The organism is Flagellimonas pacifica (genome assembly GCF_900215465.1).
GTDB classification, from domain to species: Bacteria; Bacteroidota; Bacteroidia; order Flavobacteriales; family Flavobacteriaceae; genus Flagellimonas; species Flagellimonas pacifica.
The window spans coordinates 127,183-147,596 of record NZ_OBEH01000003.1 but is presented as its reverse complement, the minus strand read 5'-3'; the positions used below and the strand labels follow the sequence as shown (position 1 = coordinate 147,596).

Genomic DNA, 20,414 nt, shown 5'->3' with positions numbered 1-20,414 from the left:
TCGTAATACATTATACAATGTCACGACAAAGCACAAAAATAAAATGATGAGAAAATTATTAGTTCTGTTGATATCATTCACATCAATGGGTTGTCAATCCAATAAAACAACAACTAGCCCTGTAGTTTCCCAAGAAGATATTGTTGAAGAAGCAATGCTGGAAGCTCCCAATTTACAACAATACGAAACTGCATATTTTGCAAGTGGTTGCTTTTGGTGTGTAGAAGCCATTTTTGAAAGTGTAAAAGGTGTCAAAGAAGTTTATTCTGGTTATTCTGGAGGGAAAAAAAAGAACCCTACTTATGAACAAGTAGCCTATGGGCGTACCAACCATGCAGAAGCGGTAGAAGTTTACTATGACCCAAAAGTGGTCTCCTTTACAAAACTGGTCCAAGTATTTTTTGGTTCTCATGACCCAACATCTTTAAATAGACAAGGACCTGATAAAGGTGCCCAATACCGGTCTATTGCATTTTATAAGAATGACGATGAAAAGAAGATCATCACATCTTATGTTTCCCTGTTAGAATCCAAAAACGCATATGATCGTCCTATTGTAACCCAAATTGTACAATTTGATTCCTTTTATAAGGCAGAAGATTACCATCAGGATTTTGAAAAAAGAAATCCAAACAACTCTTATGTCAGAAATGTGTCAATACCAAGGTTGAATAGGTTCAAAGAAAACTTTAAATCTTATTTAAAAGAAGAATCTCACTAATATTTAAAGATGTATGTTGGAAGGTAAGGATAAATAATCCTTGAAGTTGGGTGAAGTGAAAAGGGCAGATTAAGAAGAATACTCTTGGGACATCAGCAGAAAACTATTCTTCCAATACCACCTCGCTATATTTGGAGCTGATATTGATGGACTTTCCTCCCTTATTATTAATATAATATCCTTTGTGAATATTTGTGTTATAATTTTTGGATGAATCCAAGACCAAAACCTCTGGGTATTCAAAATCAGAATGTGTTTCATTAACATAGATTGAAAAAGGAGTAGAAGGTATTTTGAAATTCACTTCACCATTTTCTACAGTAATATCCACATTAGAAAAACCATCTGCCAAAGAGTTTATTTGAAGACTACCTAAGTTATTCGATACAAATGCATTATTTGTTAAGCGCTCTATAGTAATATTGGAAGAAATGGCATTCAGTTTCAAATCTCCAACCTCAATAAGATTAACATTATCAGAATAGTCAGTTTTTAGCTGTCCATAGTTCCATTTCTTTACCTCAATGGGCGAATATGAAGCTCTGATATCCGTTCCATTCCCATCAATGGTTGAGGCAAGCAAGCTTGCATAAGACAAGCTTGCTTTAATGTTTTTAGTATTTGCCGCTAATTTTACCTCACCATGTCTAACATTCATCTTTAACTTAACTGACTTGGGCATTTTTATCTTTATGCGTTTTTTGACCTTGTATTTTTTTGGTTCTCCATCAGATGAAAAATAAAACATATTACTGTCATCTTCACTTTGTATGCTAAAAACTCTTTCCGATCTTAATCTATTTCTTAACTCATTCCTCTGCTGTCTAAGTTCATTGCGTCTAGCTCTTAGTTCATCCCTTTGGGCACGGGCTTCCTCACGCATGGCCTCTCTCTCCTCCATTTGCTTTTCTCTTTGTTCCTCAATTATTATCACTTGCTTTTCGCGCTTTTCCGCCATTTCTTCCACCCTCTTGCTCCATTCTTCAAAACGATTCTGATATTCCTCATCAAAGCTCTTGTCAAAATCCTTTTTCCATTTCTTAAGATATTTATCGCCATTCTTTTTGTAGGCATCATAGTCAAAATCAAAATACGGAATTGGTGGCATTGGCGGCATTTCTGGAATCACAATCACCTCTGGCATTTCTGGCAATTCTATTTGTTCAATAAGTGGGGCAACTGTGGGAAGGTCTGGAAGGACAAAATTGAAATCTTGCATACTTCCAAAGTTTGATTTTTTTGTACTTATTTCAATTTCCTTGCTGTTTCCAAGGATTTTAACAGCATCTTTCTCAAAAAAGGATTGTGCTTCCTCATCCGTAGCCCCCTCAAGTTCAATAACAGCCGTTATTTCCACTTGGTCTTTGGTCCAAGTTTCAAACTCAATATCGGCGTGGCTGGTATTTATGTTCAAAACCGTTTCATTACTTACATTGAAAGTTTCAGTGTAGGTTTTAGATTTTTCTTGCCCATAGCCAGTTATCCCCGCTAGAGCAAAAAGAAAAACATTAAATAATATTTGATTGTTTCTGTTCATTTTTTGATGATTTTAATTGATTCAACTTTGTTCTTAATTTTTGTAATAATTGTAATCGTAACTGTAGATTTTGGATTAAGGCATTAATCGTATCATCATTTGGCCCTATTTCATTAAGTTCCATGGTTAATCGTCTATATTCTTTGTACAACTCACCCAACCGTTCCATATAACTGTCAACAATAACCTTATTATCTCCAGTAAAATCCAATTCGGAAAGTTCTAGGTTAATATTGGTTACATAATAACTCTCAATCTTCTTTAAATCGGGAGAAAGATCTCCCAATGATACAGTGTTGATCTTTTCGTTTGGGGAATCTCTCTCCGCAACCTGCGTATTGGTCGGTATGTCCTCTTTGGCCCTATTGAAAAAAAAGTACACAGCAGTCCCAAATAATATAACTACTGCAGCGGCAATACGAATCCAGAAAAAGGAATTTGATTTTTTCTCGATTTCTTCTCTAGGTAATTTCACTTCCAGTTTGGACAAAAAACGGTCTTCATGCCCTTTCTTCATTGGATAAGCTTTGCTCTCCCGTTCTTTTTCAAATAACTCCCTAAGATCACGTCCCATAAGTCATATTTTTAAGCATTTCCTTTAATTGAGCTTTTCCTCGCAACAGTCTAGTTCTTGATGCAGTCTCCGAAATACCCATAATTTGAGCGATTTCACTATGATCATATCCTTCAACAAGGAACAATTGAACCACGTAACGGTACTTTTCTGATAAATCTTCAATGGCCTCCTTTACTTTTTCCAGGGCAATGCCATCTTCAATGGTCCAATCATCATCCTCGGTAATATGCAAATAGCTTTCGTTCAATTCAACCGTTCTCTGGTGTTTCGATTTCAAAAAATCTATACTCCCGTTCACTACAATCCTTTTTAACCAAGCTCCAAATGTCACCTCGCCCTTAAATTGGTCTATCCTTTCAAAAGCTTTTATAAAAGATTCCTGAAGCACATCCTCCGCATCATTCGGATTCTTTAAAAAACGCATGGCCACACCATACATGCCATTACAATATTGCTTGTACAATTGTAATTGCGCCTTTCGGTCGTTTGCCTTGCATTGTTCTACCAGTTCAATTTGAAACATGGTCAGTTGTTCTGTTCGTTTTTATAGTTGTTTTATTAAAGACGATGAAAAAAAATCGGCGTTGCAAAATAGTTTCAATTTAGCTTGTTTTTAACATAAAAAAGCTGTCTACAGTAATATTCCATTCAGTTCCGCACCAAAAAATGTATCGAAAAAAACCATGAAAACTTTATACCTTCGTAGTGAATTCGATGATTTTTACTCTTGACAGAACCAAAAAGTACATCCACAAACACTGTTTCCAAAATAAAGCAGTTGCGAAAACGCGAAATCTCTACTAAAACTTTCGTAAATGGTATTGTGCAGGGGGATAAAGCTATTCTAGCAAAGGCCATTACACTTTTGGAAAGCTCAAATCCCGAGCATTTTGAGAAGGCCAACAAAATCATTGAAAAATGTCTTGCTAAATCAAACAAAAGTGTGCGTATTGGGGTTACCGGAGTTCCCGGTGTGGGAAAAAGCTCCTTTATTGAAGTTTTTGGAAGTACATTGACCAAACAAGGGAAGAAAGTGGCCGTTTTGGCCGTAGACCCCTCAAGTACACTAAGCAAAGGAAGTATTTTGGGAGATAAAACGCGCATGCGGGCCTTATCCAAAGACCCCAATGCCTTTATTAGGCCTTCTCCATCTGGTGAGTCGTTGGGCGGTGTGGCCAGAAAGACACGTGAAAGTATTATTCTCTGCGAGGCTGCCGGTTATGACGTCATTCTTGTTGAAACTGTTGGTGTGGGACAGAGTGAAACCGTTGTGCACAGCATGGTAGACTTTTTTTTATTGCTGAAATTATCTGGGGCCGGAGATGAGCTTCAGGGTATAAAACGTGGCATTATGGAAATGGCAGATGCCATTGCTATAAACAAAGCTGATGGAAATAATCTGGAAAAGGCAAAACTGGCCAAAATCGAATTTACCAGAGCATTACATCTATATCCACCCAAAGAAAATGGCTGGACTCCAAAAGTCCTGAGCTGTTCTGCTGTTGAAAATACCGGAATCCTTGAAATTTGGCAAATGATTGAGGAGTTCATAGCCCAAAATAGGAAAAACGGTTTTTTTGAAAAAAACAGGCAAACCCAAAGCAAAAATTGGTTCCTTCAAACTGTGGACGAACTATTAAGGCAATTTTTTCATCAAAAAGAAACCTTCAAAAAAAATCAAAGCCGGTTGCTGAAAGACATTGAAAAAAATAAAATATCTCCTTTTTATGCTGCAAAAAAGCTATTGGAAAGCTTGACCAAGGAACTTAAATAAAAGAAGTAAATTTGCCCAGATCATAAGCCAATACATGAGCACTGTCACGAATTCCTTGCTATCCATAGTTGTTCCTTTATATAATGAGGAAGATAATGTGGTTCTTCTTACCGAAAAAATCCACGAAAGCCTTGAAGGATACAATTATCAAATTGTTTATGTGGACGACTTTTCCACGGACAAAACTCGTAAAGTGGTCAAGGATATGGATGACCAAAAGGTTCATCTTATTGAGTTGAAAAAGAACTACGGACAAAGTCTTGCTCTAGCTGCAGGCATTGATTATGCTGAAGGTGAATTTATTATCACTATGGATGGCGATCTTCAAAACGACCCATCTGACATACCTCAAATGTTAGAACATGCCATTACGGATGAATATGATGTAGTAACTGGCATACGTCAAAAAAGAAAAGATTCCCTTGTAAAGAAAATACCTTCTAAAATTGCCAATTTTTTGGTGAGAAGGGTCACCAAACTAGATATTAAGGACAATGGATGTGCCTTAAAGGTATTCTCCAAGGATATTGCCAAAGGATTGAACCTTTATGGGGAAATGCACCGATTTATCACTCTTTTGGCTCATTTGGAGGGGGCGCAGATAAAACAAGTTCCTGTAAAGCACCATGCCCGACATGCTGGTGTATCGAAATACGGTTTGGAACGTGTTTTTAAAGTTGTAGCAGATATGATGCTCCTTCTATTTATTAGAAAATACTTTCAAAGACCTATTCACCTTTTCGGGATTTTTGGGGTACTATTGATCATCCTGGGCTTTTTCATCAATATTTACCTATTGATCGTGAAACTTGGTTTTGGTGAAGATATTGGTAGCAGGCCGCTTTTGATTTTTGGAATGATGTTCATTTTAGGGGGTATTCAACTGTTTACCATTGGTATTGTTATGGAACTATTGATTCGCACCTATTATGAATCCCAACAAAAAAGACCCTACAGGGTTAAAAAAATTACAATAGGTGACGGAAAAGCTGCGTAAAAAACTCATCACAGTACTAAAGATCATTGTTAGTACGGCGCTGATTTATTTCATTTTCACCAAAATAAACTTTGAAGATGTTGTTCAAACCATAAAGAAGAGCAACCCCTTCTTTCTTATCATTGGAATTTTACTTGTAGTTCTTTCCAAAGTATTGGCAGCCTTTAGGCTCAATCTTTATTTTCATCAAATTAATGTGAAAATTACTCAAGCCAGTAACTTGAAACTGTATTTGCTGGGCATGTTCTATAATCTTTTTTTACCTGGTGGAATTGGCGGAGATGCTTTCAAGGGCTATGTAATCCAAAAAAAATATCAAACGGGAACAAAAAAGGTGGTTTCTGTATTGTTGTTAGATAGGTTGAGTGGTATGTTGTTGATTTTTATCTACGCCTGTGCTTTGGTATTTTTTATGCAACATGCTTTTTTTAAAGCGTATTCTTGGTTGGCTGCCTTGGCAATTCCAATAAGTATAATTGTTTTCTGGTTGCTTAATAAAAAGTTCTTTTCCTACACCTTACCTGTTTTTTGGAAATCTTTTGGTTATTCCGCCTTAGTGCAGCTTTCCCAGTTAATTTGTATTCTTTGCATTTTAAAATCCCTTTCAATTACCGAGCATTCGTTTGAATATCTTTTTGTTTTTTTAATCTCTTCCATAGTATCAGTTATTCCATTGACCATAGGGGGGATTGGAAGTAGGGAAGTCACTTTTTTGTATGGGTCGGAATGGCTCGGTCTGGAAGCAAATACCTCCATTGGCATCAGTTTCGTGTTTTTCCTGATTACCGCTCTAATATCTCTGTTTGGGATTATTTATCACTTTAAAAAACCAAAATTGGAGACCATTTCTTAATCCAAATGCACCAAATGCATCTGGTTCAGCTTTTTCTGGCGGGTGTGAGGGTTTAAAAACTTAATCTGTAATCGTGTTATTCTGAACTGGTCCACGGTTATTTGTTCATGCCAGTGATATCCAGAATCTAGAAGTTCTTCCAGTTCCTTATCATCCGCATAAATCCATACATCTTCTTTGCTTGCCAATTCTTCTTTAGATGCAATACCCACTGGCTTCTTATTATAAAAATCCAACGCCCATGTATGTCTTTTGGAGATTTTGTAAATACTATCAGTTGGAATAGAATGTTCTTCAACTTTTTTTGCCATTGTGGACCCAGCCTGATACGCTAACAGAGATGGATAAAAATGTGTGTTCATAACTCCATTCAATAATAAAGAGCTATAAACTGATAGCGTAATGATCCGCATATAATATGCCTCCCGTTTTAGGCAGAAATAGGTAATTATCACCAGCAGTCCTAGTAAGATAATGTAGCTATGAATCTTCTCAAATTTAAAAACATAAAAACAGACCAAAAGCGTAAAAATAAACACCAAACTCAAAATAAAATACTGGATTCCCAATAACACTTTTATAACCCCGTGTTTTGAATGATGGTTTAAACTGTGTAGGTAAGATGCTGATAATATGGAATATAATGGTATAAGAATGTTTATATAATGAGGAAGTTTAAATTGGGCAAAACTTATCAGTAAAAACAATATGGTGATTCCTCCAAAAGTCAAAAACTCAAATTGGGGCCTATAAGCAAACCGCATTTTCCAAAAGGTCTTTGCTCTAAGCCAATAGGCAATCAAGGCTAAAACGGTCCAAGGTAAAAAGACCCATAAAAATGTATGGAAAAAGAAAAAGAAATCATTGCTGTTCTTACCAACACCCTCGCCGCTCATACGTTCAAAGCTTTGCTCCCAGAGAATAAAAAATATTCCACTGCGATTGCTCTTTCCTCTAATTATTTTCTCAGGATGTAAATCGAATTGTAGATAATAGGCATACAACATGGGAGAAATGGTAATCCCAAACACCAAAAGGGCCAATAATACTTTCCAGTTAAGTAGTTGTGACCATTTACGGGTATAAGCCAAATGGCACAAAAGTGAAATTCCTATAACCACCAAGGCAATCTGCCCTTTTGTTGAAAATGCCACTCCCGCCCCTAAGGCTCCCAACAAGATATTATGAAGTGTATTTCTTTCTACATACAACACCAACTGCCATATGGAAAAAATTGTAAATCCCGTTAAAACAGCATCTGTTCTAACATCTATAGTGGACAATACAATGGTTTGGGCCGTCATAAAGATCAATGCCGAAAACTTACCTACATCAGTATTATAGAGCAATTTACCCAATCCAAAACAACTATATGCTCCCAATAAAATTGACAAAATTCCAGGGATTCTATATGCCCAATCATGGATTCCAAAAATCTTATAGGACAAAGCTGCCAACCAATAATGCATATGGGGTTTATCCAAATACTCTTCGGTTCCTTTGATAAGGGTAAAGAAGTCGTTTTCTTGTACCATTCTCATGGCCATCACCGCAAATTGTGCTGAATCGTTTTCAAAAAGAGTCACAAACATTCCGGCTATGTACACCAGAACAACAAGAGTAAGTAAAAACCAGTACCTGGTCGAAGATATCATGTCCCCAATTTTAGGAATGCAAATATAGCCAACTTAGCAAAGAGCCATCCAAAAACTATACCTACAAAAGTTCCGGTTAGTACATCCAGGGGAAAATGTACACCGATATAAATTCTACTATAAGCTACAATACTAGCCCAAACTGTTAATAGTAGGCCAATAAATCTTATTTTTTTATGAAATAAAATGGCAAAAAAAGTAGCAGGTGCAAAAGAGTTGGCAGCATGTGCCGAGAAGTAACCAAACTGCCCGCCACAATAACTTTTCACTAAACGCATCATCTCATTAATATCAGGGTCATGGCATGGCCGCAAACGACCAATACCATACTTGAAAAAATTGGATAATTGATCCGTGCATGTAATCAACAACGCTATACTCACCAATATGATTGCAGTTCCTTTTAACCCAAAGTTTTTATAGGATAGATATAGTAATAGGAGATATAATGGTGCTGAATTCCTTGTTTTGGTCATGAACATCCAAAAACCATCCCAAGTTGAAGTACCAAGACCATTCAGGAATAGAAAAAACTCTTTATCAAGTTGTACGAGTTCTTCTAGCATTACGCATCGTATCTGGATACTTCCCTATCATAAAAAGCCGTAGCAGCTTCTATTAAGTTCTCTGCCTCTGCTGATAATTCTTCTTCATCTTCTTTGGAAAATTCCTCTAACCACTCCACCTCATCATTTTCAAGATTGATAATAAAACGGGGATATTCTGTATGGACAATAAAAATTGAACTGGGATAATCTGTATTATCTCCTAGAAGAAACTTAGGTAATTCCATTTGTTATACTTTGGATTCCTTTCTTAGGAATCTTGTTTAATTCTTAATCAATTTTTTGGTCAAATAGTTAAACCGAATATACAACATTACCGCTGATGCCGTAAGTCCCAATAGCAGTCCCATCCAGATACCTGTACTTTTATATTCAGTGAACAATCCAAAATAGTAACTTACTGGAAAACCGATTAGCCAATAAGCGATAAATGTTATGAATGTTGGGATTTTCACATCCTGTAGACCTCTTAATGCACCCAAAACCACAACCTGAATCCCATCAGAAATCTGAAAGAATGCAGCAACCAGCAATAATTTGGCCGCAACAATAATCACTTCGGTGTTATCCATTTGGTTAACCAAATCATCCACATCCAAATAAATAGTGGGCAACCAATGTCTTCCTAAAAGGAAAAGCGCTGCAAAAACAACTTCCAACAAAAGTGTCAAGAAAAAAATGGATTCGGCTATTCTTCTTAACTCTTTAAAATTTCTCAATCCTTTCTGATTACCTACTCTTATCATGGCTGCAACACTTAATCCCATACCTACCATGAAAGTCATGCTACTCAAGTTTAAAGCAATTTGGTTTGCCGCTTGGGCGTTTTTGCCCAATACACCACTCAACCAAATGGCCGCAGTGAAAATGGCCACTTCAAAAAACATCTGCAGGGCCGAGGGAAACCCTAAACTGATAATTTTTTTAATTACCTTTTTTTCAATAATCTTAAAATTGAAGCGTGTGACGTAGCTTTCAAATTTCTCTTTGCCCTTCAACAAAAACCAGATGTATCCAACCATTATAAATCTAGATACCAATGTTCCTATTGCAGCACCAACAATGCCCAGTTTTGGAAATCCAAATGAACCAAAAATCAGTAAATAGTTAATGGTAATGTTTACCACGTTGGCCAAAATGGTGGCGTACATGGGGTATTTGGTTTGGGATAGTCCTTCGGAAAATTGTTTGAAAGCTTGGAATATGATAAGTGGCACCAAAGAAAAAGCCACTAACTCCAAATAAGGAATAGCCAACTCAACCACCTCTAGTGATTGTTTCATATAATACAACATGGGCTTGCAAAGTAAAATTATCCCAAACAGTGAAAAGCCTAAAGCCGTACAGAGTACTAATCCGTGTTTTAATGCACTTTTCCCATCTGCTTTGTTGCCTGCACCATCGGCCTCCGCAACTAAAGGGGTTATTGCCGTGGAAAAACCAATACCCAAAGACATAGCTATAAACACAAAACTATTCCCCAAAGAAACAGCAGCCAATTCAGCGGTTCCCAGTTGCCCTACCATGATGTTATCTGCAAATGCCACGAAAGTATGACCTAGCATCCCTAAAATAACGGGGTAGGCCAACTTAAGGTTGTAACGGAATTCTTTGGTATAATTCTTCAGCAATGGTCTTAATTTCAGTTGCCAAAGATACAGTTTACATTATCCCTTACCGAACTGTTTTTTTGTTTTAGAAATATTTATTCAAAGGCAGATTTTACAATTTCTTGCATTACCGGAAACTCCTCATCTAGGTCACCATATTTTTCACGCTCTTCAAGCAAGCTCTTTTTCATAGTACTGATGATAGATGCATATTGTTCTTCATGAATTGCATTATGAAGTTCTTTTGGGTCCTCTTTCAAATCGTAAAATTCCCATTGCGGCTCGGTTGTTACTTTAGATGTTCCTTTTTTGCCCAAATCCTGACCATAAAACAGAGCCAATTTATACCGATGGTCCCGAATACCAAAATGCGCAGGTCTATCAGGAGTATGCAACCAATATCTGTAGTACATCTGCTTTCTCCAATCATTTGGAATATCACCTTCAAGAATTTCCCTAAAACTTCTACCTTGAGTGTATTCAGGTTTTTCAATCCCGGCATAATCCGCCATTAAAGGAGCAAAATCAATATTTAGGATAATGTCATCTATGCGTTGTCCACCTTTAATTTTTTTGGGATATCGAATAACAAATGGCATTCTAAGAGATTCCTCATAAATAAGCCTTTTATCAAAAAATCCATGCTCTCCAAGAAAATACCCTTGATCTGCGGTGTATACCACAATAGTATTGTCTGCAATGTCCTCAGCCTCCAAATAATCCAGCAGTTTGCCAATGTTGTCATCAATAGCCGCTCCGCACCTCATAAAATCCTTTACCAGTTTTTGATAGATTTTCTTTCGTTTCTGAATGCTGTCCAACCCTTCCAACGGATATGGTAATCCAGGGTATTGAGTCCAAAATTCCTCCGGATTTTTGGTAGCTTCATCCCAACGAGCAGCCAATCTTTCCAAAATCTGTCCACCAAAGGTTCTTCCTGTGGTTTCTTTTCCAAAATCCATTAGTGATTCTGGCTCAGGTATTTCCATATCCTTGTAAAGGGAAGCAAATCGTTCAGGATATTCAAAAGGCTCATGGGTAGCCTTAAAATTGCAAAACATTAAAAATGGCTTTTCAGAATCCCTTTTTTCCAGATGGGAAATGGTCAAATCCGTAATCACATCGGTAGAAAATCCTTTGTGAACCGTTCCTTTTGTACCATCATGTCCATCTACCCAATCTTCCTTGGTTTTCATTACAGGATCCCAATACAACCCCTGACCTGGGAGCACATTGAAATAATCAAAACCTTCTGGCTGACCCACCAAATGCCACTTTCCAATTATTGCGGTTTGGTATCCATTTGCTGAAAGTGTCTTGGCAATATTTGGATGCCCTTTGGGTAAAGGTTCATTTAGGGTATAGACTTGGTTAACATGGCTATACTGACCGGTAAGAATACTTCCCCTACTTGGTGTACAGATGGAGTTGGTGCAAAACGCATTGTTTAGGATTGCTCCCTCATTGGCCAAGCGTTTTAAATTATCATTCTTAACATAATCCTCTAAAATACCACCATAAAGGCCCCAAGACTGAGATGTATGGTCATCCGAAAGGATGAACAGGATATTGGGCTGTTCAACTATCTCTTCTTTTTCTTTTTTTGAATTGCATGCAGATAGAAGAACAAAACTTATAACTAGAATGCAATATTTGATGTACCTGTATTGGTCCATTTTCAATGTTTTTTTGGTTGGAATAGGCATAAAGCTATTGAAAATAAAAGATTTCAAATATTTGAAAGCGAAAATGCTATACTTTTTTGGCTTCTTCCCAATAGATATCCATTTCTGCCAAGGTCATATCCCTAAGAGATTTTCCTTTTTCTTTGGCTTTTGCTTCCAAGTACTGGAATCGATTTATAAATTTTTTGTTGGTACGCTCTAGGGCATTTTCTGGGTTGATATTTAAAAAACGAGCATAATTAACCATTGAAAACAATACATCACCAAACTCCGCCTCCATTTTATCTATATTATTAAGCTTGAGTTCTTCTTGGAACTCTGCCAACTCTTCCTGTAATTTTTGGAAAACCTGTTCCGGATGCTCCCAATCAAAACCCACCCCAGCCACTTTTTCTTGAACCCTATTAGCCTTGACCAATGCAGGAAGGCTGTTGGGGACACCTTGAAGCACACTTTTTTTGCCTTCTTTGAGCTTTATGTTCTCCCAATTTTGCTTTACGTCTTCTTCATTTTCAACTTTTACGTCTCCATAAATATGTGGATGTCTGTTGATTAATTTTTCGCAGATATCATTGGCTACGTCAGCAATATCAAAATCTTTGGTCTCTGAACCTATTTTGGCATAAAAAACAATGTGCAACAGCAAATCGCCCAACTCTTTTTTCACCTCCTCCAAATCGTTGTCTAAAATGGCATCGCCCAACTCATACGTTTCTTCTATTGTCAAATGCCTGAGCGATTGCATAGTCTGCTTTTTATCCCATGGACATTTTGCGCGTAGTTCATCCATTATATTAAGGAGTCTTTCAAATGCCTTTAGCTCTTCAGATCTTGCGTTCATCTATAAAATTTTATCTAAAAGTACAAAGACCATATTTTAGGGCATGATTGATTTTTGGCTTATTTTAGAAGACTAATCAATTATTTTTCAACATCCCATCATCATGAAAAATTGGTTTCAATTTCTATTGAGTATATATGGACATATAGTTCTATTCCTTTTAGGATTTCTTTTTTTTAGTACCAGTTACGGCCAAGAAGACCTACCTTTTTCTAAAGAAGTAAAAGAAATACAAGTTCATGCCGATGCTATTTGGGATGAATCCGAAGAGACTATTGTGTTCACAGGAAGCTCCAGTATTAGATTGTGGAAAGATCTTCAAGATAGATTTCCAGATTCCCAAATTATAAATACTGGGTTTGGAGGTTCACAAGCTTCAGATTTAGAGCATCATATGGATGAGTTAATTCTTAATTATAACCCAAAAAAGGTGTTCATTTATGAAGGAGACAATGATATCAGTGTGAAGAAAAGACCTAGGGTCATTGTCGATACCTTTAATGATATCATAGCATATTTAGGTAAGAAAAGGCCTGATATGAAGATAATCTTAATTTCTGCAAAACCAAGTATAGCCAGATGGCATTTAAAAAGACGATATATGCGTTTGAACAAAAGGCTCAGAAAATTGGCTTCAAATATTGAAAGTGTTGATTTTGCAGATGTTTGGACTCCCATGCTGAATAAAAGAAAACTAAAAAGAAATCTTTTTATTGAAGATGGCCTCCACATGAATTCCAATGGATATGACCTTTGGTACGGGGTCATTAAAGAATTTATGTACTAATTATTATAATATTGAAAATTGATTATATAGTATCTATTATTTGGCTTTTGTGCCTTTAAATTTGCAGAGATTCGCCTTTTTGTTGGTGAACCTTTAATAAACACCCTTAATATGAAATCCATTATTTTAAAAAGTTTCTTGGTTTTTGGTCTTGTATTTGTTGTTATGGCTTGTACCGCTCCAAAAAAGGAAATCAACTACCCCAAAACCGATTTAGCAGTTGAAGCATTGATCCCTAAACCTTTAAAAGTTGTTGCTACAAACTCTGCTTTTGGGCTAGATGTGAAAACTGTTATTTACACCAATCAAACCTCTAAAGGGTTTGAAGAGGTCGGAAAATTTTTGTCCAACAGAATCAATCAAAAAACCAAACTGGATATTCCCGTGAATTCTTCGCTGGATGAAACCGTTGAGCGTATCATTTACATTAACCAATCGGATGATTTGGAATCTGATTCACCTGAAGCTTATCAACTCTACATCAAAAATGACTCTATTTTATTGCATGCAAAAACGGTAGCTGGTGCTTTTCGAGGTATTCAAACCATACAACAGTTAATTCCTGAACACAGCAATGATACTTTGACCGAGCAACCAATGTGGTTAATCCCTACAGGAAAAATCAATGATGCCCCAAACTTTGGTTATAGAGGAATGATGTTGGACGTAGCCAGACACTTTTTCACAGTAGATGAGGTTAAAAAGTTACTTGATGTTCTTGCTTATTACAAATACAACACGCTCCATATGCATCTTACCGATGATCAAGGATGGCGAATTGAGATTAAATCATGGCCAAAATTGACTGAAGTTGGAGGTGAAACCGAAGTGGGTGGAGGCCCAGGTGGTTTTTACACCCAAGAGCAGTTTAAAGAATTGGTAGCTTATGCTGCGGAAAGGCATATTCAAATAATTCCCGAAGTAGACATGCCCGGACACACTAATGCTGCGTCTTTTAGTTATCCCATTTTAAACGGGAACGGCAAAAAACTAAGTTCCTATTCAGGAACCCAGGTAGGTTTTAGCACTTTTGATGCGCAAAAAGATACGGTTTATGCTTTTTTGGATGATGTAATCCGTGAAATCTCTGCCATCTCCCCCAGCCCTTATTTCCATATTGGAGGAGATGAAAGCCATGTTACCAAAAAGAAAGATTATCTCCATTTTGTAGAAAAAGTAGAGAAAATTGTACAAAAACATGGCAAACAAGCCATGGGTTGGAATGAAATTGCCCAGGCAAAAATTGACCCTTCCACGGTAGCACAGTTATGGAACGAACCCCACAATGCAATCAAAGCAGCTGAGGGAGGTTCTAAAATACTGTTGTCACCAGCCAAAAAAACCTATTTGGATATGCAATATGATTCCCTTTCCAAATTTGGATTGCACTGGGCTGCTTATATTCCTGTAGATTCAGCTTATATCTGGAGTCCTGAAAAATATGTTCCAGAAATACCCAAAGAAAGTATTTTAGGTATTGAGGCACCGCTATGGTCCGAAACTATTTCCAATAGCACCGAACTTGAATATTTGGCTTTTCCACGTGCCATAGGTTATGCCGAATTGGGTTGGTCAATTGATGAAAACAGAAACTGGGAAGATTACAAAGCCCGCTTGGCCAAACAAGTTCCTTATTTAAAAAGGATGAATATTAGTTTCTATCCAAGCAAGTTGGTTGATTGGGAAAATTAAAACCTACTCCTCTTCATCTGAGGTCACCGGCTCTTCATCAGAGCTGGTGAAATCGGTGATTTTATTCTCAACAAGGAGATTATACCATTGAACAATCTTTTTGATATCACTGGTATACACTCTATCCTCATCATAATTTGGTAAGATTTCAAAGAAATACTCCTCCAGCTCTATTTTCTCCGCTTTATGGCTAATGGCAGTTTTTTTACCACTTTCCTTTTCTTTTATTTTTTGAAACACCTCTTTTAGTGGCACTTCTTCTTCAAGAGTGTAAATGGCAATTTCCGACAATACACTCACATTACTGCGCATTCCCACGGTAACTCTTTTGCCGTCTAAAAGCGATTCTCCAACAAAACCGGTTCTTGTCTGGGTCAATAATCTATAAAGTCCAGGTTTTCCACCAATGGATAAAATTTTGTCCAATGCCATTTTTTCTGTTTTATGCGCGCAAAATTATGCTTTTATGGTAAACTCAATTCTTTTTAACGAGCTTTTTTGATATTGGGAAATCTCATTTTATAATCAATATTGATTTTCCCTTTTGAAATCTTGTCCAATCTGCTTTTTAGGAGTCGCTTTTTCAAGGACGAAAGCTTATCCGTAAACAAAACTCCCTCAATATGATCATATTCATGTTGAATAACCCGTGCCAAAAGACCATCATAAGTCTCACTATGCTCCTTGAAATTTTCATCAAGATAAGTTACCTTGATTTCAGGTTTGCGCTTAACATCTTCACGAATATCAGGAATGCTTAAACATCCTTCGTTAAAATCCCACTCAGCACCTATTTCCTCTTCAATTTTAGCATTGATGAACACCTTTTTAAAACCATTCAGCGCTTTTTGTTCTTCCTCGCTCAATTCTTCATCATCAGAAAATGGTGTGGTATCTACCAAAAACAATCTGATGGGCAATCCAATCTGGGGTGCGGCCAAACCAACTCCATGTGCATTGTACATGGTATCCCACATATTGGAAATGAGTTCATCCAATTTTGGATAATCTGCTGAAATATCCTTTCCAACTTTACGTAAAACGGGGTCTCCGTATGCAACAATGGGTAAAATCATAAAATTAAAATCTATTAAGGTATGCTTGTAAAATTAATGTGGCACTTATCTCATCAATAATTGCTTTGTCTTGGCGTTTTTTCTTTTTCATTCCACTATCCAACATAGATTGAAATGCCATTTTTGAGGTAAACCGTTCATCCTGACGTTCAACTCTGATAGTAGGAAACTTATCTGACAATTTTTTTAAAAATGGTTGTATCAATATTTCGGATTCTGAAGGGGTATTATCCATTTGTTTTGGAAGCCCTACAACAAAGGTCTCAACCTCTTCCTGATTCAAATAATCAACCAAAAAAGGAATTAAGTCTTTGGTTTCTACTGTAGTCAATCCAGAAGCAATCAGCTGAAGCTCATCAGTAATTGCTATTCCGGTTCTCACCTTCCCATAATCCAACGCCAAAATTCTAGCCAAGTTTAAATTTTTGGCAAAAATAAACCTAAAAATGTTATGCCCTTAAAATAAGCGGGATTATTCTAATGGGCCGACTATCTTTGTCAAAATTTTATAAAAAATGACACAGCTTAAGGCACTTATAGAAAATGCTTGGGATAACAGGGAATTATTAAAGGAAGAGCAAACCCAAGATGCAATCAGGGAGGTTATCAACCTAATAGATTTGGGAGAGTTGCGCTGTGCAGAACCAGTTGGTGACAATTGGCAGATCAACGAATGGGTCAAAAAAGCTGTGGTCCTATATTTCCCAATCCAAAAAATGGAGGTTTTAGAAGCTGGCATTTTTGAATATCATGATAAAATTCCATTGAAAAGGGGATATCAAGAAAAAGGCGTCCGCGTTGTTCCACATGCGGTTGCAAGGCATGGAGCCTATATTTCTAAAGGTACCATATTAATGCCCAGCTATGTAAACATTGGAGCCTATGTTGATGAGGGTACAATGGTAGATACTTGGGCCACCGTAGGTAGTTGTGCCCAAATAGGCAAGAATGTTCATTTAAGTGGTGGCGTTGGTATTGGAGGAGTATTGGAGCCCTTACAAGCTGCTCCCGTAATTATTGAGAATAATGCCTTTATTGGTTCAAGGTGCATTGTTGTTGAGGGTGTTAGAGTGGAAAAAGAGGCTGTATTGGGTGCTAATGTGGTATTGACAGCATCTACCAAAATTATAGATGTTACTGGCAATGAACCTATTGAACAAAAAGGAAGGGTTCCAGCCAGATCAGTTGTGATTCCAGGAAGTTATACCAAAAAATTTGCCGCCGGAGAATACCAAGTTCCCTGTGCGCTCATCATTGGTAAAAGAAAGGAAAGCACAGATAAGAAAACATCATTGAACAATGCCCTGAGGGAGCATGATGTGGCTGTCTAATTTTCATGTTTCAAATCCATTTTAGAGGGTTTCCCAAAAAAAACTTCAAAATAAAAGCAACCTTCCTATTATATAGTAGTCTATAAGATACAGGTCAAAATTGTTAAAATTTGACAAAAAAGTAGGGGATTTATCTTCTCAGTTGTTTTGTAAGAAAATAACCCCACTAACAATTTTTACCTTTTTTTTTTGTTATAGTTTTGCAACCATTAAATTCTGCACCTATTAATATGGCTGGATTGAGCGCCCCAAAGCAAAAAATATCAGCATTGATTATCACCTACAATGAGATGGGTTACATTGAAAAATGTATAGATTCCATAACATTCGCAGACGAGATCATTGTTGTTGATTCTTTAAGTACAGATGGCACTTTTGAATATCTACAGAGTCATCCAAATGTCAAAGTAATTCAAAAACCTTTCGAGAATTTTACAGCCCAAAAGAATTTTGCGCTTAAACAAGCAGAAAATGATTGGGTTCTTTTTGTGGATGCTGATGAAATTGTAGGACACAAACTTCAAAATGAGATTGTTCAAACAGTAAACGATCCCAATGCTCTAGAAGCATATTGGTTTTACAGAAAATTCATGTTCCAAAACCGCCCTTTACATTTTAGTGGTTGGCAAACGGATAAAAACCATAGGCTTTTTAGAAAAAGTAAGGTGAAGTACACCAATACAAAATTAGTCCATGAAACTCTTGAGGTTGATGGGTCTTCTGGCGTTTTCAAAGAAAAACTGATTCACTACTGCTATAAAAATTATCAAGAGTACAAATCTAAAATGCTTCATTATGGCTATCTAAAAGCCAAAGAAAAGTTTGATAATGGTGTTAGTTTTAACTATTTGAACCTTTTAATAAAACCAACTTGGAAATTCTTCTATAACTTTATTGTCCGCCTTGGTTTTTTAGATTTTCAAAAAGGAATTACAATTTGCTATTTAGATGCACTAAGTGTTTTGGAACGCTATAGAAAGCTTAAGCAAATGCACCGTAGTGCGGTTATCAAAATAAACTTGTTTATGCCTGCCTCACCTGAGGCTCGTTAAGCACATACTTTTTCCTACAAAACACCTAACACAATTTACTGTGTTTTGTAGCCAAGTTTTACTAGATGGTTTATCTTTGTGCGCTCCATTACTAATACAGTTTTAGTGCAAAAACTTACCGGGCTTCTTATAACCTACAATGAAGAAGATAACATCAAACGTTGTCTGGATTCTTTAGCATTTGCTGATGAAATTATTGTTGTGGATTCTTTCAGCACAGATGCTACCACAGAAATAATCAAGGAATATTACCCCCAAGTAAAGTTGTTTCAAAGACCCTTTAAGAATTTCACAGATCAGAAAAGCTATGCTTTGGCACAAAGCAGTAACGATTGGGTCTTTTTTATTGATGCAGATGAAGAAATTACTCCATCACTACAAGAAGAGTTGAAAAATGTACTTGCATCAAAGGAAATCAAAACAAATGGTTTTTGGATCTACCGACAATTTTTTTTTATGGAGGAAAAATTAAGGTTCAGCGGTTGGCAAACCGATAAAAATCTACGTTTTTTCAGAAAAAGTAAATCAAAGTTTACAGCATGGCGCATTGTTCATGAAACGGTTGAAGTCGACGGTCATGTAGGTAGATTGGAAAAAAAACTCAATCACTTTGCATACGATGATTATAAAGACTACAAAAACAGAATGATAAAATATGGTCGTATGCGCGCACAACAGGAATGGCCTAAAGAAAAAAAATCATATCCATTTGGACAGATTTTAAGACCAATATGGAAATTCTTCAACCACTACATCTTAAGGTTTGGTATTTTAGACGGTAAAAAAGGAATTGTCATCTGTTATTTAAATGCTTTAGGAGTTCACGCACGCTATCGTGAATTAAACAGACTTCATAAGAAACAGTACTAGTTTGGACCATGTTACATAGATAGGCTTAAGATTCTTTTTGAAGTTTTCTAAGTTTTGCATACTTCATATAAGAAAAAAATGCTTGTATCAAAGAAAAAGTACACCCATCCAATCCATTCAAAAAACCTCTTTTAAAGAAATAGCATCTAAACCATGCAGCAAAACAATGTGTAAGAGGGTCAAACCAACTTGCTCTTTTACCTTTTTCAAACATTTCTTGGGCCTGCCAATCAGTATATTGATTTTTTTTGGAAATAATATCGTAAAAACTGCTCCATCCGTAGTGATGAACATGCAGGTTTTTACGAACCATATTACCACCTTTAACCCTCTGATGTACAATTGAAGTAGAAGGTGCCGCTGTTTTCTTATTAAAAAAACGGCAGGTATAATCGGGATACCATCCAGAGAAATTTATAAGCTTATTTCCCATATAATTATAGTATCTAAAAAGATAGGCATCGTATGGGTCGTTATGATAATCTCCCGATTTCATGAACTCATAAGAATCTTCATCCAATATTTCATCGGCATCCAAGTTAAGTATCCAATCATTACTGCAAAATTGTAGTCCGTGAATACGCTGCGGGCCATCCCCTAAAAAATCCTGCAAATAAACTTTGGCTCCTTTCTCTCTTGCAATGGCAACAGTATCATCACTGCTATTGGAATCAACTATAACAACTTCATTACAAACCCGTAACAAAGAATCTATGCAAGCACCTATGTTTTTTTCCTCGTTAAAGGTTATTACCAAACCACTTATAGCCATATATGTTGTTATTTGCCA

22 protein-coding genes are annotated in these 20,414 nt (G+C 36.6%); 9 read left to right on the top strand and 13 right to left on the bottom strand.

The annotated features are described in order from the left end of the window. Positions 1–46: 46 nt before the first annotated feature. Positions 47–721: a peptide-methionine (S)-S-oxide reductase MsrA gene (gene msrA, locus CRO15_RS10465; protein ID WP_097045785.1), complete on the top strand. Its 675-nt coding sequence runs from the start codon at positions 47–49 to the stop codon at positions 719–721. 103 nt (positions 722–824) lie between these two features. Here the strand turns inward: msrA and CRO15_RS10460 are convergent, their stop codons facing one another. From CRO15_RS10460 to CRO15_RS10450, 3 genes are read right to left on the bottom strand one after another with little or no spacing between them, the layout of a single operon-like run. After that, positions 825–2,258: a hypothetical protein gene (locus CRO15_RS10460; protein WP_097045784.1), complete on the bottom strand. Its 1,434-nt coding sequence runs from the start codon at positions 2,256–2,258 to the stop codon at positions 825–827. Further along, on the bottom strand, positions 2,230–2,832 hold the full coding sequence (locus tag CRO15_RS10455; protein WP_097045783.1) for a hypothetical protein: 603 nt from the start codon (positions 2,830–2,832) through the stop codon (positions 2,230–2,232). The genes CRO15_RS10460 and CRO15_RS10455 overlap by 29 nt, the downstream gene beginning before the upstream one ends. Next, the gene (locus tag CRO15_RS10450; RefSeq protein WP_097045782.1) at positions 2,822–3,358 is read right to left on the bottom strand and encodes an RNA polymerase sigma factor; all 537 of its coding nucleotides are present in this window, start codon (positions 3,356–3,358) and stop codon (positions 2,822–2,824) included. Before CRO15_RS10450 ends, CRO15_RS10455 begins: the two co-directional genes overlap by 11 nt. 255 nt (positions 3,359–3,613) lie before the next feature. Between CRO15_RS10450 and meaB the strand changes: the two genes are divergently transcribed. The 3 genes from meaB to CRO15_RS10435 are packed head-to-tail and all read left to right on the top strand — an operon-like array spanning position 3,614 to position 6,459. After that, the gene (gene meaB, locus CRO15_RS10445) at positions 3,614–4,609 is read left to right on the top strand and encodes a methylmalonyl Co-A mutase-associated GTPase MeaB (RefSeq protein WP_313788516.1); all 996 of its coding nucleotides are present in this window, start codon (positions 3,614–3,616) and stop codon (positions 4,607–4,609) included. Positions 4,610–4,643: 34 nt separating this feature from the next. After that, positions 4,644–5,606, top strand: coding sequence for a glycosyltransferase family 2 protein (locus CRO15_RS10440; protein WP_097045780.1), 963 nt, complete (start codon positions 4,644–4,646; stop codon positions 5,604–5,606). Beyond that, a complete protein-coding gene (locus CRO15_RS10435; protein ID WP_097045779.1) occupies positions 5,587–6,459 on the top strand; it encodes a lysylphosphatidylglycerol synthase transmembrane domain-containing protein in 873 nt (290 codons plus the stop codon). The genes CRO15_RS10440 and CRO15_RS10435 overlap by 20 nt, the downstream gene beginning before the upstream one ends. On the opposite strand, the gene CRO15_RS10430 is transcribed toward CRO15_RS10435, so the two are convergent. From CRO15_RS10430 to mazG, 6 genes are all read right to left on the bottom strand, one after another. Then, positions 6,456–8,114 carry an ArnT family glycosyltransferase gene (locus CRO15_RS10430; protein WP_097045778.1) on the bottom strand — a complete coding sequence of 553 codons (1,659 nt, stop codon included), beginning with the start codon at positions 8,112–8,114 and terminating at the stop codon, positions 6,456–6,458. The two genes, CRO15_RS10435 and CRO15_RS10430, sit on opposite strands and share 4 nt — an antisense overlap. Further along, positions 8,111–8,680, bottom strand: coding sequence for a phosphatase PAP2 family protein (locus tag CRO15_RS10425; protein WP_097045777.1), 570 nt, complete (start codon positions 8,678–8,680; stop codon positions 8,111–8,113). The genes CRO15_RS10430 and CRO15_RS10425 overlap by 4 nt, the downstream gene beginning before the upstream one ends. Then, a complete protein-coding gene (locus CRO15_RS10420) occupies positions 8,680–8,907 on the bottom strand; it encodes a hypothetical protein (RefSeq protein ID WP_097045776.1) in 228 nt (75 codons plus the stop codon). The genes CRO15_RS10425 and CRO15_RS10420 overlap by 1 nt, the downstream gene beginning before the upstream one ends. A gap of 36 nt (positions 8,908–8,943) precedes the next feature. Next, positions 8,944–10,311, bottom strand: a complete 1,368-nt coding sequence (locus tag CRO15_RS10415; RefSeq protein WP_097045775.1) for an MATE family efflux transporter — start codon at positions 10,309–10,311, stop codon at positions 8,944–8,946. A 74-nt stretch (positions 10,312–10,385) separates the two neighbouring features. Continuing rightward, the gene (locus CRO15_RS10410) at positions 10,386–11,966 is read right to left on the bottom strand and encodes a sulfatase family protein (RefSeq protein WP_097046185.1); all 1,581 of its coding nucleotides are present in this window, start codon (positions 11,964–11,966) and stop codon (positions 10,386–10,388) included. Between the two features lie 76 nt (positions 11,967–12,042). Beyond that, on the bottom strand, positions 12,043–12,816 hold the full coding sequence (mazG, locus tag CRO15_RS10405) for a nucleoside triphosphate pyrophosphohydrolase (RefSeq protein ID WP_097045774.1): 774 nt from the start codon (positions 12,814–12,816) through the stop codon (positions 12,043–12,045). A gap of 103 nt (positions 12,817–12,919) precedes the next feature. Between mazG and CRO15_RS10400 the strand changes: the two genes are divergently transcribed. Together CRO15_RS10400 and CRO15_RS10395 are read left to right on the top strand one after the other, a co-directional pair. Then, positions 12,920–13,603, top strand: a complete 684-nt coding sequence (locus CRO15_RS10400) for an SGNH/GDSL hydrolase family protein (protein ID WP_097045773.1) — start codon at positions 12,920–12,922, stop codon at positions 13,601–13,603. A 111-nt stretch (positions 13,604–13,714) separates the two neighbouring features. Beyond that, a complete protein-coding gene (locus CRO15_RS10395; RefSeq protein ID WP_097045772.1) occupies positions 13,715–15,295 on the top strand; it encodes a family 20 glycosylhydrolase in 1,581 nt (526 codons plus the stop codon). 3 nt (positions 15,296–15,298) lie between these two features. Here CRO15_RS10395 and CRO15_RS10390 read toward each other — a convergent pair whose 3' ends face one another. The 3 genes from CRO15_RS10390 to ruvX are packed head-to-tail and all read right to left on the bottom strand — an operon-like array spanning position 15,299 to position 16,786. Continuing rightward, a complete protein-coding gene (locus tag CRO15_RS10390; RefSeq protein WP_097045771.1) occupies positions 15,299–15,727 on the bottom strand; it encodes a DUF5606 family protein in 429 nt (142 codons plus the stop codon). Positions 15,728–15,780: 53 nt separating this feature from the next. Next, complete coding sequence (gene def / locus CRO15_RS10385; RefSeq protein ID WP_097045770.1) at positions 15,781–16,371, bottom strand: peptide deformylase; 591 nt, start codon at positions 16,369–16,371, stop codon at positions 15,781–15,783. Between the two features lie 4 nt (positions 16,372–16,375). Then, a complete protein-coding gene (gene ruvX / locus CRO15_RS10380) occupies positions 16,376–16,786 on the bottom strand; it encodes a Holliday junction resolvase RuvX (protein WP_097045769.1) in 411 nt (136 codons plus the stop codon). 100 nt (positions 16,787–16,886) lie between these two features. Here ruvX and CRO15_RS10375 point away from each other — a divergent pair, with 100 nt between their 5' ends. From CRO15_RS10375 to CRO15_RS10365, 3 genes are all read left to right on the top strand, one after another. Next, on the top strand, positions 16,887–17,702 hold the full coding sequence (locus CRO15_RS10375) for a 2,3,4,5-tetrahydropyridine-2,6-dicarboxylate N-succinyltransferase (protein WP_097045768.1): 816 nt from the start codon (positions 16,887–16,889) through the stop codon (positions 17,700–17,702). A 230-nt stretch (positions 17,703–17,932) separates the two neighbouring features. Continuing rightward, complete coding sequence (locus CRO15_RS10370) at positions 17,933–18,754, top strand: glycosyltransferase family 2 protein (protein WP_097045767.1); 822 nt, start codon at positions 17,933–17,935, stop codon at positions 18,752–18,754. A 105-nt stretch (positions 18,755–18,859) separates the two neighbouring features. Next, positions 18,860–19,624 (top strand): glycosyltransferase family 2 protein, encoded by a 765-nt coding sequence (locus CRO15_RS10365; protein WP_243396948.1) that lies wholly within the window; start codon positions 18,860–18,862, stop codon positions 19,622–19,624. 25 nt (positions 19,625–19,649) lie between these two features. Here the strand turns inward: CRO15_RS10365 and CRO15_RS10360 are convergent, their stop codons facing one another. After that, positions 19,650–20,396, bottom strand: coding sequence for a glycosyltransferase family 2 protein (locus CRO15_RS10360; RefSeq protein WP_097045766.1), 747 nt, complete (start codon positions 20,394–20,396; stop codon positions 19,650–19,652). Positions 20,397–20,414: the final 18 nt, after the last annotated feature.

Excerpts from the sequence above, each read along its gene's own strand:
- CRO15_RS10360 (WP_097045766.1), bottom strand. The coding sequence starts at position 20,396 with ATGGCTATAAGTGGTTTGGTAATAACCTTTAACGAGGAAAAAAACATA.
- msrA (WP_097045785.1), top strand. The coding sequence starts at position 47 with ATGAGAAAATTATTAGTTCTGTTGATATCATTCACATCAATGGGTTGT.
- CRO15_RS10430 (WP_097045778.1), bottom strand. The coding sequence starts at position 8,114 with ATGATATCTTCGACCAGGTACTGGTTTTTACTTACTCTTGTTGTTCTG.
- CRO15_RS10375 (WP_097045768.1), top strand. The coding sequence starts at position 16,887 with ATGACACAGCTTAAGGCACTTATAGAAAATGCTTGGGATAACAGGGAA.
- CRO15_RS10390 (WP_097045771.1), bottom strand. The coding sequence starts at position 15,727 with ATGGCATTGGACAAAATTTTATCCATTGGTGGAAAACCTGGACTTTAT.
- CRO15_RS10395 (WP_097045772.1), top strand. The coding sequence starts at position 13,715 with ATGAAATCCATTATTTTAAAAAGTTTCTTGGTTTTTGGTCTTGTATTT.
- mazG (WP_097045774.1), bottom strand. The coding sequence starts at position 12,816 with ATGAACGCAAGATCTGAAGAGCTAAAGGCATTTGAAAGACTCCTTAAT.
- def (WP_097045770.1), bottom strand. The coding sequence starts at position 16,371 with ATGATTTTACCCATTGTTGCATACGGAGACCCCGTTTTACGTAAAGTT.
- CRO15_RS10420 (WP_097045776.1), bottom strand. The coding sequence starts at position 8,907 with ATGGAATTACCTAAGTTTCTTCTAGGAGATAATACAGATTATCCCAGT.
- CRO15_RS10400 (WP_097045773.1), top strand. The coding sequence starts at position 12,920 with ATGAAAAATTGGTTTCAATTTCTATTGAGTATATATGGACATATAGTT.
- CRO15_RS10440 (WP_097045780.1), top strand. The coding sequence starts at position 4,644 with ATGAGCACTGTCACGAATTCCTTGCTATCCATAGTTGTTCCTTTATAT.
- CRO15_RS10425 (WP_097045777.1), bottom strand. The coding sequence starts at position 8,680 with ATGCTAGAAGAACTCGTACAACTTGATAAAGAGTTTTTTCTATTCCTG.
- CRO15_RS10410 (WP_097046185.1), bottom strand. The coding sequence starts at position 11,966 with ATGGACCAATACAGGTACATCAAATATTGCATTCTAGTTATAAGTTTT.
- CRO15_RS10455 (WP_097045783.1), bottom strand. The coding sequence starts at position 2,832 with ATGGGACGTGATCTTAGGGAGTTATTTGAAAAAGAACGGGAGAGCAAA.
- CRO15_RS10460 (WP_097045784.1), bottom strand. The coding sequence starts at position 2,258 with ATGAACAGAAACAATCAAATATTATTTAATGTTTTTCTTTTTGCTCTA.
- CRO15_RS10450 (WP_097045782.1), bottom strand. The coding sequence starts at position 3,358 with ATGTTTCAAATTGAACTGGTAGAACAATGCAAGGCAAACGACCGAAAG.
- CRO15_RS10370 (WP_097045767.1), top strand. The coding sequence starts at position 17,933 with ATGGCTGGATTGAGCGCCCCAAAGCAAAAAATATCAGCATTGATTATC.